Below are 15521 nucleotides of genomic sequence, written 5' to 3' on the forward strand. Positions count from 1 at the left end.
GGGGTCTGTAACCTGGGCGGCTTGCCCTAGAGCTGCCCTACTGCCTTTTTGGCGGTGCATTCAGGGCACAGGCCGAAAATTTCAACCGTGTGCGCAACGTCGGTAAAACCGTGTTCCCCTGCAGTGCGGGCGGCCCAGGTCTCGACGGCGGGTGCCTCCACCTCTACAGCCTTGCCGCAGTTCCTGCACAGCAGGTGATGGTGGTGCCCGGTGACGGCGCAGCGGCGGTACACAGCTTCGCCTTCACCGTTCCGGAGGACATCGATGAGGCCATCGTCGGCCAGTGATTGAAGGATGCGGTAGGCCGTTGCCAGCGAAACGGAGATGCCTTTGTTTTGCAGCAGGCGGTACAACTCCTGGGTGCTGACGAAGTCATCCAGTTCGTCCAACGCTGCGCTCACGGCCAAGCGCTGCTTGGTGACGCGCTGCTCCTTGACGCCGCTGGTGGCCGGCGCGGCTGGGCCGGTCGTGGCGGAGTTGGTGCCGTGTGGCATTTAAGGACTCACTTCCCTGGAGACGTTGGCAAATACCAATTTTACCAGCAGGCATGGCTTGGAATCGGTCAGCGAGGGCCCCTAGGCTGTCAGCATGAAGCTCACCAAGTACACGCATGCCTGTGTCCGCCTGGAAAAGGAGAAGAGGGTCCTGGTCCTGGATCCGGGGACCTTTTCGGAGTCGGATGAGGCACTGGCCGGCGCGGACGCGGTACTGGTGACGCACGAGCATAATGACCACATTGACCGTCCTGCAGTCCTCGCCGCGTTGCGAAGCAACCCGGCTCTGGAGGTTTTCGCCCCTGCGGGTGTGGCTCGTGCCCTGGCGGAGACTGTGCAGCACAGCGAAGCCCCGGCGGACGTCGCGGCCCGCATTCACGACGTTGAACCCGGATCAACCTTCGACGTCGCGGGCTTCTCGGTGCAAACCTTCGGCGGACAGCACGCCCTGATCCATGCGCAGATCCCCGTGGTGGCCAACATTGGTTACTTGGTGGACGGGAACGTCTTCCACCCCGGCGACTCGTTCGTGGTCCCGGACGGCATCGAGGTCCAAACGCTCCTGGTCCCCATCCACGCGCCATGGTCCAAAGTGGGCGAGGTAGTGGACTTCGTCATATCAGTCCGCGCGCCCAAGGCATTCCCGGTCCACGACGGATTGCTCAACGAGTTGGGCCGGGGAATTGTGGAAGGCCATGTGACGCGGATCGGCGCCCGCTACGGGACAAGCTACACGCGGCTCGCAACCCGGGAGTCAGTGGAGGTTTAGCTAGCCGCTCCACACGCCTGTTTCATGGAAGCGGTCAATAATGGCTTCGTGCGGTGAAGGGTCCAGACCCTGCCCGGCCAGCCATCCGTCGTCGTTATAGCTGCCGGTGTAGCGGTCCCCGCCATCGCACATGAGCGAGACGATGCTTCCCCTGCGGCCCTCGGAAACCATCTGCGCCACGAGTTGCCATACGCCCCAGAGATTGGTGCCGGTGGATGGCCCGGCGTGCAGACCGGCGAGCTTCCGGAGATGGCGCATGGCCGCTATGGAGGCCGCGTCGGGGACCTGGATCATGTGGTCGATCACGGCAGGCACAAAACTGGGTTCCACGCGGGGACGACCGATGCCTTCGATGCGGGAGGGCAGGCCGGTGGCGGCGGTGGTACCGGCGTCGCGCCAGGCCGGGTAGAAAGCCGAATTCTCAGGGTCCACTACCGCGAGCTTTGTGCTGTGACGGTTGTAGCGCAGGTAGCGCCCAATCGTGGCGCAGGTACCGCCCGTTCCGGCACCAACCACAATCCATTCGGGCACTGGGTGTTCTTCGAGCGCGAGCTGTTCGAAAATCGATTCAGCGATGTTGTTGTTGCCGCGCCAGTCGGTGGCGCGCTCGGCAAAAGTGAACTGGTCCATGTAATAGCCGCCGGACGTCCGGGCGGTTTGCTCAGCCACGGCATACACCTCAGAGGCATGGTCCACCAGCAGGCAAGCTCCGCCGAACTCCTCGATGAGCGCGATCTTTTCCGGGCTGGTGGTTTTGGCCATGACCGCGATGAACGGGAGTCCGATGAGGCGGGCAAAGTAGGCCTCGGACACCGCTGTACTGCCGCTGGAGGCCTCCACAACCGTGGTGCCCTCGGTGATCCAGCCGTTGACCAGCCCGTACAGGAAAAGTGAGCGTGCCAGACGGTGCTTCAGGCTGCCGGAACGGTGCGTCGACTCATCCTTCAGATAGAGTTGAACGCCCCAGTGCTGGGGCAGTGGCACTGCGTAGAGATGCGTGTCCGCCGATCGGTTGTTCTCGGCCTCGATCTTGCGGATGGCCTCGCTGGCCCATGCCCTGTCCTGAATGCACGCGCTGCCCGTTGCTGATTTGCTCACGGTCCAAGCCTACCGGCGTGCCATCGACCACAAGACTAGGCTTGAAACCGGGCGTCGATAGCTCGCGCCAAGCCTGCGTAACGAAGGAGAACCGATGGCCACCATCATGGGTGCAACAGAACTGCAGAACCGGCTCACCGCGGGGGAGCGCACTGTCCTCCTGGATGTCAGGTGGGTTCTGGGACGCACGGACGGGCACAGCGAATATGTGGCGGCGCATCTTCCTGGAGCTGTGTTCGTTGATCTGCCCACCGAGCTCGCAGACCATGCACAGCCTGGATTGGGGCGGCACCCGTTGCCATCTGCCGAGGCCTTCCAGGAATCCGCCAGGCGTTGGGGCATCAACGACGGCGACACCGTCGTGGCGTACGACAACAGCGGCAGCATGGCCGCCGCCCGCGTCTGGTGGATGCTGCGCAATGCCGGCCTTTCGACAGTTTTCCTGCTCGACGGCGGCCTGGCCGCCTGGCGCGCGGCGGGTTACGCCGTGGAGGCAGGCGAGGTGACTGCCGCCGTCGGAAATGTCTCTTTAGGAGACGGCCTCATGCCGGTCATCACGGAAAAGGAGGCGGCCCGTTGGCATGAGGACGGTGTCCTCCTGGATGCGCGGGCAGGGGAGCGCTACCGGGGTGAAATCGAACCGATAGACCCACGTGCCGGACACATCCCAGGCGCGGTGAGCGCACCGACCACCGGGAACCTCGCCACCGAAGGTACGTTCCTGTCGGCGGACGAGTTGCGCAGGCGCTTTGCGGAGTTGGGGGTGGAGGCCGGGGACAACGTCGCTGTTTACTGTGGTTCCGGCGTGACCGCATCCCATCAGATCGCCGCGTTGGAAATCGCCGGCCACAGCGCAGCGCTGTTCCCGGGTTCGTTTTCGCAGTGGTCCAACCATGCCGAAAATCCAGTGGCAGCAGGCAGCGAGCCGTTCGAACACAAGCACTGGGAGGAAGAACCAGGGGCGAGTGCCCCAAGTGGCACAAGTGCGGCGGCCGGGAGTAGCGTCGGAACATGACACCCGGACGCCCTGTGCCCCCGCCCCTTGCAAAACCGATCCCCGTTGAGCGCACCGCGTCCCAGGGCAGCACGCTCGCCGCAGCCTACGGAGCCACGTCGCCGGAGAGCGGATTGCTGCCCATGACGGTGGCGCGCCGGGCCCCGAAGGAAGACGACGTGGAGATCGCCATCGAGTTCTGCGGCCTCTGCCACTCGGACGTCCATGCGACGCGCGGCGAATGGCGGCTGCCGCCCTACCCCTTGGTTCCCGGCCACGAAATCGTCGGCAAGGTCACGCGGGTGGGTTCCGGAGTGCAGGATTTCGTCCCCGGCGACCGTGTCGGAGTCGGATGCATGGTGGACTCCTGCCGCGAATGCGCGAGCTGCCTGGAGGGCCTGGAACAGTACTGTGAGCGAGGCAACGTTGGCACCTACGGCGCCACGGACGTCCGCAACGGTGGGTCGATCACGCAAGGGGGCTACTCCACGTCGGTTGTGGTGGATCGCCGATTTGTCCTGCGGATTCCGGAAGCCCTCGATCCCGCAGCTGCGGCACCGCTGCTGTGTGCAGGCATCACCACTTACTCACCCCTGCGGTACTTCGACGTCGAAGAGGGCGACTCGGTGGGTGTGGTGGGGCTCGGCGGTCTCGGGCACATGGCGGTCAAGATCGCCAAGGCCATGGGCGCGGAAGTCACCGTCTTCACCACCTCCGAAGCCAAGTTTGACGCCGCGCGGGACCTCGGAGCGGACCACGCGGTCCTCTCGAAGGATCCCGAAGCCATGGAAGAAGCCAACCGGAGCATCGACGTCATCATCGACACCGTAGCTGCCCCGCACGACCTCAACCCATACTTCCGTACGCTCCGCCTCGATGGTGCCCTGTTCCAATTGGGACTCCCGGCTGAGGACATGCCTCCCGTCAGCCCGGGGCTCCTGATCCGGCGCCGCCTTGCCTACGCCGGTTCCTTGATCGGTGGCATCGAGGAAACCCAGGAGATGTTGGACTTCTGTGCGGAGCACGGGGTAGCCAGCGATATTGAAATCGTGAATGCCGGCCAGCTGAACGAAGCCTACGACCGCATGGTTGCGGGCGACGTCAAGTACCGTTTTGTGCTGGACACTTCAACACTTCAGAAACCGTCGGAAAGGGCAGACGCATGAGCACGCTGTTCACCAAGATCATCAACGGGGAGATCCCGGGCCGCTTTGTCTGGAAGGACGAGGATGTGGTCGCCTTCCTGACCATCGCGCCGATTACTCCGGGCCACACGCTGGTGGTACCGCGCGAAGAAGTTGATTCCTGGACTCACGCCGCCCCCGAACTTCTTGCCAAGGTCATGGATGTGGCCCAGAGCATTGGCAAAGTCCAGGAAGAGCTGTTCGCCGCCAAGCGCGTAGGTGTCCTCATGGAAGGCTTCGAGGTGGACCACCTGCATGTGCACGTCTGGCCGGCCTACTCCATGGCTGACTTTGAAGTGCACAACGTGGACCACAACCCGGATCCGGCCATCATGGACGCCACTGCCGTCAAGCTGCGTGGCGCGCTGCGGGCCGCGGGCCACGAGAACGCTGTCCCGGAGGACTGAGTGCCCCACGAGTTAACCCGGCGGTGCTGAATCAGCGCCGCCGGGTTTCTTTTTCGCTAGGCCGGCGCCAGGGCCTGGTTCAGCACAGTCCGAATGCGTTTCTCGGACACTGAATACGCGGTGCCGAGCTCGACGGCAAACAAGCTCACCCGAAATTCCTCGATCATCCAGCGCACCCGGGTTAACTCAGTGCCTGCCCGCCGGCCTGGGAGCAAGGCGGACACGGCGTCGTCGTAGTCGTCCTCCAGAGCTTGCACCATGGCCATGTTCAGGCCGTCGCGCTGCACATTGCCCGGAAGCTTCTCCAGCCGCTTCTCGATTGCCTGCAAATATCGCGGCAGCTGGCTCAACTGGGCGTAACCCGTCTGTGCCACAAAACCTGGGAACACCAGTTGTTCCAGCTGACTCTTCATGTCGTTGAGGGCGCTGATGAGCGGCAGGCTGGTGCTGGACTTCAACTGCTTCTGGATTCGCCGCGTGCTGGCCAGAATACGTTCGACGACGGCCGTCACGGTGAAGACAGTATCGATCAATTCCGCCCGGACTACTTCGTACAACGCGTCGAATCCGGTTTTGTCCCACGGCAGGGCCTCGGGCGTCAGCTTGTCGATGGCCGCCAAGGCGCAATCGGCGATCAAGGCGCTGACTGAGCCGTGGGGGTTCTGGCTGAACGTGAGTTTCTCCGTGTTGCTCAAGTGCTCCAGGACATACCGGTCTGGGGCGGGAATCCTGAGGGCCAGCAGCCGGATCACGCCACCTCGCATGGCCGCTTCCTGTTCGGGCCGCGTTTGGAAGACCCTGAGTGCCACCGTTGTGCCCTCGTCAATAATGGCAGGGAATCCCGTGACGGAATGGCCCTTGACGGTCCGCGTGACCTGGCGCTCCACGGTGCCGAAGTCCCATTCGGTGATGCCGGTTCGTTCGGCGACAACTCCGTCTTTCGGGCCGGTCAGGGCCGCTGCAGAGGTTCCGGCCGCCGTCGGGCCGTGTCTTCCCGCAGGAGCGCTGGTGCCTTTGCCGCCCTTGGCGCGGGCCGTCGTGGCAGGCGTTGCGCCGAGCGACTCAGCGATCGCGCGGCGTGTCGCGGGCGCCAGCCTTTCCTGCAGTTCGGCAAGGTCCTTGCCCTCGTCAAGCACCTTCCCCCGGCTGTCGACAACCTTGAAGCTCACGCGCAAGTGGGCGGGTACGGCTTCCCAGTTCCACGATCCCGCCGGGATAACGTGTCCGCGCAACCGGCGCAGGACCAGCTCCAAGGAGGCTTCAAGCTCGTCCGTGGCGGGGTCGAAGTCGGCCTCCAACGCGGCGGTTGCCTGGCGGGCGACGTCCGGAGCAGGGACGAAGTTCTTCCGGATCTGTTTGGGCAGAGACTTGATGAGGGCGGTGACCAGATCGGTACGTTGGCCGGGAATCTGCCACCGGAAGGGTGCATCATCCAGCTGGTTCAGGAACAGGACGGGCACCTCGGCAGTGACACCATCCGACGGATTCGGCGGGGAGCCCGGAGCCACGGGATGGAATTCATAACTCAATGGCAGCTCGAAGCCCTTGTGCATCCACGTCTGTGGATACGCGGTATCGTCCAGGGCCTCCGGATCCTCACTCATGAGCAGGGACTGGTCGAAGTCCAGGAGAGTGTCGTCAGCTTGCCGGGCGTCCTTCCACCATTTGTCGAAGTGCCGTTCGGAGACTACATCCTTGCCCACCCGGGCGTCATAGAACTCGAACAGAGTTTGGTCATCCACCAGAAGGTCGCGCCGTCGCATGCGCGTTTCCAGTTCTTCGATTTCCTGGAGCAGGGCGCGGTTTCGATGGAAGAACTTGTGGTGCGTCTTCCACTCGCCCTCCACCAAGGCATGGCGGATGAACAGTTCGCGGGAGAGCTCGGGGTCTATACGGCCGTAATTGATGCGGCGGTTGGGAATGATGGGTACGCCGTACAGCGTGACCTTCTCATGCGCCATGACGGAGCCTTGACGCGAGGACCAGTGGGGCTCACTGTACGAGCGCTTTACCAGGTCCGGGGCAACCTGCTCAGCCCATAGGGGATCGAATTTTGCCGCGACCCGCGCCCAGAGACGACTGGTTTCCACCAACTCGGCGGCCATGACGAAGGCCGGTGATTTCTTGAAAAGCGCAGAGCCCGGGAAGATCGCGAAGCGGCTGCCCCGAGCACCTGCATATTCACGTTTGCGCTCGTCAAGGAGACCGATGTGGCTCAGCAGCCCGGACAGCAGGCTGATGTGGATTCCCTCATGGAGCCCGACGGGGTCGGCCTCGCGTTTGTTGTCCAGCGTGATGCCCAGTGGCTTGGCAAGCTGGCGCAGCTGGGTGAAGAGGTCCTGCCATTCCCGCAAGCGCAGGTAGTTGATGAATTCCGTCCGGCACAGTTTGCGGAACTGCGTGGAGGACAGCTCGCGCTGTTTTTCCTGGATGTAGTTCCAGAGGTTGAGGTAGCCGGTGAAATCCGAATTCTCGTCCCGGAACCGCGCATGTTTTTCCGCGGCGAGCTGCTGCTTGTCGGTGGGCCGCTCCCGCGGATCCTGGATGGTGAGGGCAGCTGCGAGGATCATGACCTCGCGGACGCAACCACGCTTTCCTGCTTCGACGATCATGCGGCCCAGTCTCGGGTCCACCGGCAGTTGGGCCAGCTTTTGTCCGACGGCGGTCAGCCCGCCGCCGCGTCCCTGACTCGCCGGTCCGCGGGAACCGTTCTGCGGGGCAGGTGCGCTCAAGGCGCCGAGTTCGCGGAGCAGCGTGACGCCGTCGTTAATAGCGCGGGAGTCCGGGGGCTCAACAAACGGGAAGTTCTCCACGTCCTTGGGGCCGCGGGCAACCCCCATCGCTGTCATCTGCAGGATGACGGCGGCGAGGTTGGTCCGCAGGATCTCCGGGTCCGTGAACTGCGGACGCGACTCGAGGTCCTCCTCTGAATAGAGGCGGATGGCGATGCCCTCTGACACGCGGCCGCAACGGCCGGAACGCTGGTTGGCCGACGCTTGCGAAACCCGCTCGATGGGCAGGCGTTGAACCTTGGTGCGGTGCGAATAGCGGGAAATGCGTGCGGTTCCAGTGTCAATCACGTACTTGATGCCGGGAACCGTCAGCGAGGTCTCCGCCACGTTGGTGGCCAGAATGATGCGGCGCTTTCCGCCAGGATTGAAGACGCGGTGCTGCTCCTGCAGGCTGAGCCGGGCGAACAGGGGCAGGACTTCAGTCCCTGCGAGTCGTCGGTTTGTTTGGATGCGGCCGTTGATGGCCTCTGCTGCATCCCGGATTTCCCGCTCACCGGAGAAGAACACCAGGATGTCTCCTGGCGCTTCCTTGGCCAGCTCATCCACGGCATCGCATACGGCGTCCAGGGGATCCCGGTCTTCTTCGAGCTCGTCGTCGGAGCTGTCCTCGTCGGCGCCGGCTGGCTGTGACAACGGCCTGTAGCGGATTTCCACGGGGTACGTGCGGCCCGATACCTCAATAATCGGAGCGGGGGACTCCTCACTGCCGAAGTGCTTGGCGAAGCGCTCGGGATCGATCGTTGCCGAGGTGATGATGATCTTCAGGTCCGGACGCTGGTGCAGGATCCGCTTGAGGTAGCCGAGAATGAAGTCGATGTTCAGGCTGCGCTCGTGGGCCTCATCAATGATGATTGTGCTGTATTTGCGCAGCAGTTTGTCCCGCTGGATTTCCGCCAGCAGGATGCCATCGGTCATCAGCTTGATCTTGGTGGACGCACTGACTTCTCCGGTGAAGCGGACCTGGAAGCCCACTTCCTGGCCGATCTCGACGTCGAGTTCGGACGCGATGCGTTCCGCGACGGTGCGCGCGGCGAGGCGACGCGGCTGCGTGTGGCCGATCAGGCCTTTGTCTCCAAGGCCGAGTTCCAAGCACATCTTGGGGATCTGAGTGGTCTTACCGGAACCCGTTTCTCCGGCAATGATGGTCACTTGGTTCGCGGCGATGGCCGCCATCAGGTCCTCGCGGCGCTCGGATACGGGCAGCTCTGCGGGATAGGAAATATGAAGTGTCATGGCTGCTGACAGTCTACTGTGGCGGGGCTCCGACGTCCGCTGCGCCCGTCACAGGGCCGGTCGCGGCGGCTCGGAGCCTGCTGGAAAGGTGAAGTGCGAACTCCCGGAATTCTGCGGGCTCCAGGATCTCGAACTCCAGGTCGAGGGAGGCCAGATGCGCTGCCGGGGCCGCCAGGTTGTCCCAACCAGCCCGCAGGATAGTCACGGCCGGACCTTCGGCGCTCAGCGTCGCATACTGGGGATTGACGACGGCGGCTACGTCAGCGAGAGGCGCATGGAACCTCACAACGACGTCGAACCGGTACGGGGACCGCGTGATGGACTGCTGGACATACTGGGCCAGGTCCTCTGCCGGCAGGGGCCGCGGCGAGTACTTTTTTCGTTCCGTGGGTAGCGACGCGAGCCGGTCTGCGCGGAACGTCCGCCATGCCTCGCGGTCCACGTCCCACGCCACCAGGTACCAGCGCCGGCCGGTGTCCACCAGTCGGTACGGTTCCACCAGGCGGCGCCCGGAGTCGCCGTCGGACTTGATGTATTCGAAGGAAATCTGCCGCCGGTCTGAAATGGCTGCCGAGATCACAGTGAGTTGCTGTGGGTCCACAGAAGCGGCGTTGCTGGGGAGCGTGGTCACGGCGGCCTTGAGCATGGCGAATTTCGGGCGAAGACGCGAAGGGAGAACCTGCTCCAGCTTGGCCAATGCCCGAACTGAAGCCTCGCCGATTCCGGCCACCGGGCCCGCCGCCACGCCGTTGAGTCCAAGTGCGACCGCCAACGCCTCATTGTCGTCCAGGAGCAGAGGCGGGAGTTGCGCGCCGGCGCCCAGTTGGTAGCCGCCAGCAACCCCCGGAGACGCATGGATGGGGTAACCCAAATTGCGCAGCTTATCCACGTCGCGTCGGACGGTCCGCTCGGTGACGCCCATCCGGTCTGCGAGGGCCGGTCCTGTCCATTCCCGACGCACCTGCAAAAGGGAGAGCAATTGGAGGAGCCTGGCGGAGGTCTGGATCATGCCTTCGAATCTAGCCCACCACACGGACCGGCAAGCTGGGTGGCGACACGAAAGGACGCCCGCTGCCTTGGAGTTACTGATGAACTCCCCGGTCAGCGGGCGTCAGGCGGTTGTTAGTGATGGGACAAGGACAGTGCACGTTGCCGGGCTAGTAAATGCGCGGGTTCCAGTACGGCGTGCTCGGAGCGTCGAAAGCGCTCCAGGGTTCCTTTGAGTTGATGGGAGGGTTGTGGCCGCGGCCGTCCTTCAAGAGGGCGGTAACGGTTGCGGAGACGGCGGTGACTAGGACGATGAAGAGGATGATTCCGAAGATTTCCATGACTCCATCCTTCTCCTGGCAAGACTCAAGAAACAGTGGCAGAAACGACCCAAATAGACAATTTTCTGCCACACTAGAGATATGTTGAAATCAGTGGCAGTGATCGTTGTACCCAACTTCTCGATCTTTGAGTTCGGGACGGCATTCGAGGTTTTTGGCATCGACAGATCCGAACGTGGCAGCTCGGTTCCGGCTTTTGACTTCAGGGTCTGTACACCGGAACCGGGCGATGTCCGGATGAAATCGGGACTCTCCATGCATGTGAGCCTCGGACTGGAAGCCACCGTCGATGCCGACCTCGTGATCATGACGCCTTTCGGTCGGGATGAGGTAGTCCCCGAAGCCGTTCTCGAGGCGCTTCGTGCGGCCCACGAGAGGGGTGCGTGGGTCATGTCCATCTGCTCCGGCGCGTACGCCCTGGCCCGGGCCGGATTGCTCAACGGGCGCCGCTGCACCACGCACTGGCACTACTCCCAAGACCTGGCGAGCCGGTATCCGGACATCATCGTGGACGAGAACGTCCTGTATGTACAGGACGGCACCATTATCACGAGCGCCGGTACGGCAGCCGGCATCGACGCGTGCCTCCACCTTGTCAGGGTGGAATTGGGCGCAAACGTCGCTGCCGCGATTGCCAGGGACATGGTGGTGCCGCCTCACCGCGACGGCGGCCAAGCACAGTTCATCGATCGGCCCATGCCCCGCTGCGGTTCGGCTCCCATGGAGGAACTCCTCCGTTGGATGGTGGAGCACTTGGATGAAGAGCACAGCGTCAATGAGTTGGCTGCCCGCCTGCACATGTCGCCCAGGACGTTCGCGCGCCGCTTCAGGGCTGAGACCGGTACCACTCCGGCCGCGTGGCTGAATTCCCAGCGGGTCCTGCGGGCGCAGGAACTGCTGGAATCCACTGAGCTGAACATCGACGAAATCGCGCGGGAGGCCGGCTTCGGGCACTCTGTGCTGCTTCGGCACCACTTCGCCAAGGTACTGGACACCAGTCCGCAGAGTTACCGCAGGGCGTTCCGGGGGCAGTTGGCGGAGGCTATCTGATCACTGGGCGCTGTGTCCGGCGCGTCAGCGGCGGCTGCCGAGTCGTCCGCGGGACTCGGATCCTTCCGCTTTGGCGCACTCCACGAGTTCCTGCCACGGCCCGGTCACTGCCTTGTCCGGCAGGGTGGCCCGCCGTTGGCCGGCCCTGATGGAGTACATGAAGCGGTCCGGCTGGTTGGGCGTCCGGGCCTGGGCCTTTGCCTCTTCCCAAGGACACGCCTCCACGATGGGCATCCAGCGTTCCTTGTCATCAGGCGAGACGGCGTCCACGCTCCAAACAAGGGTCATTGCGGCGACGCCCCCGCTGCGCTGGACAGTGATCTTCATGACCGGCTGCTTCTCATTCGACCTGCTGGTGGTTTCCGGCGGGACCACCCGAAGACGGGCGGTCCCGAAGCCGGTTAAACCTTGACTTTCACAGTCTCCCACGCCTTCAGGACGGCGTCATGCTCTACCGAGCCTTGGCCGAAGAGTTCCTCGGCGGCCGCGGCCGTGGTCTTCGCGAACTTTCCGAAGGTGCACGTGGCAGGGAGGGATCCGCTGGTGAGTGTCTCGTACCAGATCTGACCCGGGACGCCCCAGGCATTGCCGCCGAGTTCCGCGGCCACGAGGTAGAACGCGCGGTTGGGGATGCCCGAATTAATGTGTACTCCGCCATTGTCAGCACTCGTCCTCACGTAGGTATCCATGGAATCGGGTTGGGGATCTTTCCCGAGGACGTCGTCGTCGTATGCAGTACCGGGCGCCTTCATTGACCGCAGCGCGGCACCCTGTACCTTGTCCGTGAAAAGTCCTTCCCCGATCAGCCAGCTTGCCTGCTCCGTGGTCTCCTGCTTGAGGTATTGCTCCACGAGTACGCCGAAGACGTCCGACATGGATTCGTTCAAGGCTCCGGCTTGGTTGCGGTAGGCGAGCCCTGCGGTGAACTGGGTGACGCCATGTGCCAGTTCGTGGCCGATAACGCTCACGGACTTGGTGAACCGCTGGAAGATCTCGCCATCGCCATCGCCAAACACCATTTGCTTGCCGTCCCAGAAGGCATTGTCGTAGAGATTGCCATAGTGGACCGTTGCATCGAGTGCAAGGCCGACCGCGTCGATGGAGTCCCGGCCAAAGACCTCCGCGTAGAGGCGGTGCGTGCTGCCGAGGCCGTCGTAGGCTTCATCCGTGGCGGCGTCTCCGGTGGGTGCTGCGCCTTCTTTGCGGACCACCCGGCCAGGCAGGGTTTCTGACGTATCGGCGTCGTAGACAGTGCGCTGGGGCGGCCCTGGCTTGGCCTCAATCGCCCGTGGTGGCGCGGCAGGTGAAGGAGCCGCCCGGACCGCTTGGAGGTCCTTGATGTGGAGGAGCGACTCCTTGGCAGCGCGGGCAACCGCCCACAACCGTGGTTCGTTTTGCGCTGCGATCCTGCGCAGCATGTACGGCGGGACGATCGAACAAATCACGGCAAACCCCTTCGTAGCTCCGGACAACGTCCGAGGACAGATCGTGGAATCAGCTTAGGAGCGGGCTCTGACAATTCTTGCGTGCCGGCCCGGCAAGCCTCGAACTGGGAGAGTGGCATCAGTCGGCAGCGGCCGACAAGCAAAAAACACCCCGCCAGTTGGACTGGCGGGGTGTTCACTGTGCCCTCGATAGGATTCGAACCTACGGCCTTCTGCTCCGGAGGCAGACGCTCTATCCCCTGAGCTACGAGGGCATCCGGGGTTCCCTCCGTTGCCGGTGGGACGTCCTAGAGCTTAGCAGCCACTACGCCGCAAATGAAAACGGGGCTCTGAAGACGAAACCCCGGGTCAGTACCCTGCGAACGAATCAACGTGGACGCGCCGGGCACCTGCGCTGCGGGCAGCCGAGCGCAACGAATCCACGCTCACAGGTGAACCGGAAACGTACACATCCCGGGCCCCGATGTCGGGGACGAGCTCCTTCAGCGACGAGCCGTCAATTCTGGCGGTACCGGCGTCGTGCATGAATGCCGGGGGAGCAGAACCGTCGGACAGGCGGGCGATCACCTTCGCTCCGGACGCCTCAAGCTGCTCGACGCAGGCAAGTTCGTCGCGTCCGGCTGCAAGGTAGAGCAGCACGGTGTCGCGGCCCGAAACGGATTCGGATCCCAGGTGCGAGAGGAAAGGTGTGACGCCGATACCCGCGGCAATGAGCAGCACCGGCTTGCCGGCGTCGTGCGGTAAAACAAAGTCGCCGCCCACGGCGGTTCCGGTGATCGTGTCGCCGGGCTGGAGATTGAGGAGCGATTTTTTAGCGGTCGACACCGGCTCGGCAGTGCCGACGCCGAACGTCACCTCGGGAGCGCCCGGCGCGCTGGTGATGCTGAAGACACGGCGCCGTCCCCTACCGTCGGAGCCGGTGTGCGGCAGGTTCAGCTCCATGAATTGACCGGCCGAGAACCTGACCGGACGCTTTGGCTCGAAGCGGAACTCAGTGCTGCCCGGTGTAAGCGCCCGGGACCCCTTGAATGTCAGCTCAACGGCGCCGCGCTGGCCAAGGAAGAACGCGATCGCGTTGCCGAGCAGCAGGGCAAGCTCCGGTGAGTTGGCGACGAAGCCCAGGTTGTAGGGAACAGCAAAGACAACACCCACGACGGCGGCAAGGGCCAACTGCTGCCAACGCCGCGGGGGCAGCGTGAGCGGTTCGGACAGCATGAAGCCCACGAAGAAAAGCAAGGGCCGCTGCGCGAGGGGCTGCCACAGGGCTTGCCCCAACGTCATGCCCCGGCTCAAAAGCTCGACGCAAACGATGCCGGCTGCCACCACAAGGAAAGTGGAGGCCATCAGCAGCTTGCGGGTCCTGTACAAGACGACAAATACTCCAGGAACCAAGAGCCACAGCATGGCCGGGGTGGCGGCCCACCACGTGGCAATGTTCAGGCCCGTCAAGCCCGTGATGAATGCGCCGGCGGCGGCCGGATTGAAGATGTGCCGCCCGCGGACGGCCAGTGCGTATTTGGATGCACTCGCCAAGAAGCAGGCCAGTGCAACTCCTGCCATATCCAAGGAGGCGAAGGTTGGCCAGAACAGGAAATAGAGGAGCAAACCGCTGATGAGGGAAGACTCGGAATGGGGCTTTGTCCGGAAGAGCAGCGCCAACAGTCGGTTGGTAACGTAGGTCACGCCGAGGCAAAGGGCCAGGTGCACCAGCATCTGCGGGAGCCCGAATGTCAGCCACCCCAGAACGTTGAGCAGCATGCTGTAAACCACCAGGATGGCCAACACCCACAGGATTAGCCGGTACATGGTGAAGCGGCCCAGCCAAGTGTCCAATCGCGACTTCACGGCGTTCATGTGAACAGTCTCCCCTCGAAACCGGTCGAAAACGTGGCAGCACCGGTCGAAGACACGCGCAGCCAGGAAAATTCGAACTCGTCCTCCAGCCCGGCAGGTTCCACCATGAAGAGTGCAGTGGCCAAAGCATCAGCCACAAGGGCGCTCCCGGCCATGGTCCAGGTGGCAACTGTTGTCTGGATCGGTTTGCCGGTGGTCCCGTCAAGGACGTGGTGCAGTCCGTCACCCCAACTGCGCCGGTTGGCGGCGGAAGCGCAGAGAGCGGAATTGTCCAGCTCTACGGTTCCGATAGCCTGCCGGCGGTTGTAGGGGTGCTCCAACGCGACCGTGACCGGATGGTTCCCCGCGTGCAACATGTCCCCGCTGCCATCCACCAAGAAATCCATGTGACCTGCTGAACGGAGGACTCCGCCCAGCAGGTCCACGAGCTGTCCCTTTCCGGCAGCGCCGATGTCAAAGACCAAAGCTTCCTTGGCGGTCAGTCTTGACCCGGACCACCCAAGGACGTCTTCCCACCGGGGCGGGGCCAACGCGGTCCCGGAAGGCCGGAGGGTGTAGCCGGCATCGTAGCCCAGCCGTTCAAGGCTGCTGCCGATCAGCGGTGTCACCGCCCCGTGGCTCAACCGGTAAAGGGTGGCGTAGACATCGTGAAGTTCGGCTGCATGCTCAGGCAGGACAACGCTTCCAGGCCCGTGGGACAGGCCGGAGACCAACGAATCCGGCCTGAACCGCGAATACGTCAGGTCATATTCCTCCACGGTTTCAAGCAACCGCTGCTGCACGGAGACGGCAAGACCGTCCGGCGTCGAAATTTCCCACTTCGTGCCGATCCCTTCGAAACTGAAGTTGTTCCAGCCCGGATGCGGCATGACG

The 15521-nt window shown here is 63.4% G+C and carries 14 protein-coding genes and 1 tRNA gene; 5 read left to right on the forward strand and 10 right to left on the reverse strand.

Annotated elements, in window-relative coordinates; translation table 11 throughout:
* Positions 1–26: 26 nt before the first annotated feature.
* Positions 27–494 (reverse strand): Fur family transcriptional regulator, encoded by a 468-nt coding sequence (locus tag ACIQC5_RS03620; RefSeq protein ID WP_400278465.1) that lies wholly within the window; start codon positions 492–494, stop codon positions 27–29.
* 94 nt (positions 495–588) lie between these two features.
* On the opposite strand from ACIQC5_RS03620, the gene ACIQC5_RS03625 reads away from it, so the two are divergent.
* Positions 589–1263 (forward strand): MBL fold metallo-hydrolase, encoded by a 675-nt coding sequence (locus tag ACIQC5_RS03625; protein ID WP_400278466.1) that lies wholly within the window; start codon positions 589–591, stop codon positions 1261–1263.
* Here ACIQC5_RS03625 and ACIQC5_RS03630 read toward each other — a convergent pair whose 3' ends face one another.
* Positions 1264–2361 (reverse strand): PLP-dependent cysteine synthase family protein, encoded by a 1098-nt coding sequence (locus tag ACIQC5_RS03630; RefSeq protein WP_400278467.1) that lies wholly within the window; start codon positions 2359–2361, stop codon positions 1264–1266.
* Between the two features lie 94 nt (positions 2362–2455).
* Here ACIQC5_RS03630 and ACIQC5_RS03635 point away from each other — a divergent pair, with 94 nt between their 5' ends.
* From ACIQC5_RS03635 to ACIQC5_RS03645, 3 genes are read left to right on the forward strand one after another with little or no spacing between them, the layout of a single operon-like run.
* Positions 2456–3376 (forward strand): sulfurtransferase, encoded by a 921-nt coding sequence (locus ACIQC5_RS03635; RefSeq protein ID WP_400278469.1) that lies wholly within the window; start codon positions 2456–2458, stop codon positions 3374–3376.
* On the forward strand, positions 3373–4521 hold the full coding sequence (locus tag ACIQC5_RS03640; RefSeq protein WP_400278471.1) for an NAD(P)-dependent alcohol dehydrogenase: 1149 nt from the start codon (positions 3373–3375) through the stop codon (positions 4519–4521). The genes ACIQC5_RS03635 and ACIQC5_RS03640 overlap by 4 nt, the downstream gene beginning before the upstream one ends.
* The gene (locus ACIQC5_RS03645; protein ID WP_400278473.1) at positions 4518–4946 is read left to right on the forward strand and encodes an HIT family protein; all 429 of its coding nucleotides are present in this window, start codon (positions 4518–4520) and stop codon (positions 4944–4946) included. Before ACIQC5_RS03640 ends, ACIQC5_RS03645 begins: the two co-directional genes overlap by 4 nt.
* A gap of 56 nt (positions 4947–5002) precedes the next feature.
* Here the strand turns inward: ACIQC5_RS03645 and hrpA are convergent, their stop codons facing one another.
* The 3 genes from hrpA to ACIQC5_RS03660 form a co-directional block, all read right to left on the reverse strand.
* Positions 5003–8971, reverse strand: coding sequence for an ATP-dependent RNA helicase HrpA (hrpA, locus tag ACIQC5_RS03650; RefSeq protein WP_400278475.1), 3969 nt, complete (start codon positions 8969–8971; stop codon positions 5003–5005).
* Positions 8972–8984: 13 nt separating this feature from the next.
* Positions 8985–9980 carry a helix-turn-helix transcriptional regulator gene (locus ACIQC5_RS03655; RefSeq protein WP_400278476.1) on the reverse strand — a complete coding sequence of 332 codons (996 nt, stop codon included), beginning with the start codon at positions 9978–9980 and terminating at the stop codon, positions 8985–8987.
* A gap of 148 nt (positions 9981–10128) precedes the next feature.
* On the reverse strand, positions 10129–10299 hold the full coding sequence (locus tag ACIQC5_RS03660; protein ID WP_400278477.1) for a hypothetical protein: 171 nt from the start codon (positions 10297–10299) through the stop codon (positions 10129–10131).
* Between the two features lie 81 nt (positions 10300–10380).
* Between ACIQC5_RS03660 and ACIQC5_RS03665 the strand changes: the two genes are divergently transcribed.
* The gene (locus ACIQC5_RS03665) at positions 10381–11349 is read left to right on the forward strand and encodes a helix-turn-helix domain-containing protein (RefSeq protein ID WP_400278478.1); all 969 of its coding nucleotides are present in this window, start codon (positions 10381–10383) and stop codon (positions 11347–11349) included.
* Between the two features lie 24 nt (positions 11350–11373).
* On the opposite strand, the gene ACIQC5_RS03670 is transcribed toward ACIQC5_RS03665, so the two are convergent.
* From ACIQC5_RS03670 to ACIQC5_RS03690, 5 genes are all read right to left on the reverse strand, one after another.
* Positions 11374–11676 carry a protealysin inhibitor emfourin gene (locus tag ACIQC5_RS03670; RefSeq protein WP_400278479.1) on the reverse strand — a complete coding sequence of 101 codons (303 nt, stop codon included), beginning with the start codon at positions 11674–11676 and terminating at the stop codon, positions 11374–11376.
* A 74-nt stretch (positions 11677–11750) separates the two neighbouring features.
* Positions 11751–12767: a M4 family metallopeptidase gene (locus tag ACIQC5_RS03675; RefSeq protein ID WP_400278697.1), complete on the reverse strand. Its 1017-nt coding sequence runs from the start codon at positions 12765–12767 to the stop codon at positions 11751–11753.
* A 208-nt stretch (positions 12768–12975) separates the two neighbouring features.
* Positions 12976–13048: transfer RNA gene (locus tag ACIQC5_RS03680), tRNA-Arg, on the reverse strand.
* Between the two features lie 94 nt (positions 13049–13142).
* Entirely contained in the window at positions 13143–14648 is a 1506-nt protein-coding gene (locus ACIQC5_RS03685) for an FAD-dependent oxidoreductase (RefSeq protein ID WP_400278480.1), read from the reverse strand.
* Complete coding sequence (locus ACIQC5_RS03690; protein ID WP_400278481.1) at positions 14645–15517, reverse strand: FAD:protein FMN transferase; 873 nt, start codon at positions 15515–15517, stop codon at positions 14645–14647. The genes ACIQC5_RS03685 and ACIQC5_RS03690 overlap by 4 nt, the downstream gene beginning before the upstream one ends.
* Positions 15518–15521: the final 4 nt, after the last annotated feature.

The sequence above is a fragment of the Paenarthrobacter sp. NPDC092416 genome, assembly GCF_044755025.1.
Taxonomy (GTDB): Bacteria; Actinomycetota; Actinomycetes; order Actinomycetales; family Micrococcaceae; genus Arthrobacter.

What these genes read in the sequence shown, in the direction of transcription:
- ACIQC5_RS03690 (WP_400278481.1), bottom strand. Translation starts at nt 15,517, where the DNA reads ATGCCGCATCCGGGCTGGAACAACTTCAGTTTCGAAGGGATCGGCACG.
- ACIQC5_RS03635 (WP_400278469.1), top strand. Translation starts at nt 2,456, where the DNA reads ATGGCCACCATCATGGGTGCAACAGAACTGCAGAACCGGCTCACCGCG.
- hrpA (WP_400278475.1), bottom strand. Translation starts at nt 8,971, where the DNA reads ATGACACTTCATATTTCCTATCCCGCAGAGCTGCCCGTATCCGAGCGC.
- ACIQC5_RS03620 (WP_400278465.1), bottom strand. Translation starts at nt 494, where the DNA reads ATGCCACACGGCACCAACTCCGCCACGACCGGCCCAGCCGCGCCGGCC.
- ACIQC5_RS03670 (WP_400278479.1), bottom strand. Translation starts at nt 11,676, where the DNA reads ATGAAGATCACTGTCCAGCGCAGCGGGGGCGTCGCCGCAATGACCCTT.
- ACIQC5_RS03675 (WP_400278697.1), bottom strand. Translation starts at nt 12,767, where the DNA reads ATGCTGCGCAGGATCGCAGCGCAAAACGAACCACGGTTGTGGGCGGTT.
- ACIQC5_RS03660 (WP_400278477.1), bottom strand. Translation starts at nt 10,299, where the DNA reads ATGGAAATCTTCGGAATCATCCTCTTCATCGTCCTAGTCACCGCCGTC.
- ACIQC5_RS03655 (WP_400278476.1), bottom strand. Translation starts at nt 9,980, where the DNA reads ATGATCCAGACCTCCGCCAGGCTCCTCCAATTGCTCTCCCTTTTGCAG.
- ACIQC5_RS03645 (WP_400278473.1), top strand. Translation starts at nt 4,518, where the DNA reads ATGAGCACGCTGTTCACCAAGATCATCAACGGGGAGATCCCGGGCCGC.
- ACIQC5_RS03685 (WP_400278480.1), bottom strand. Translation starts at nt 14,648, where the DNA reads ATGAACGCCGTGAAGTCGCGATTGGACACTTGGCTGGGCCGCTTCACC.
- ACIQC5_RS03625 (WP_400278466.1), top strand. Translation starts at nt 589, where the DNA reads ATGAAGCTCACCAAGTACACGCATGCCTGTGTCCGCCTGGAAAAGGAG.
- ACIQC5_RS03665 (WP_400278478.1), top strand. Translation starts at nt 10,381, where the DNA reads ATGTTGAAATCAGTGGCAGTGATCGTTGTACCCAACTTCTCGATCTTT.
- ACIQC5_RS03640 (WP_400278471.1), top strand. Translation starts at nt 3,373, where the DNA reads ATGACACCCGGACGCCCTGTGCCCCCGCCCCTTGCAAAACCGATCCCC.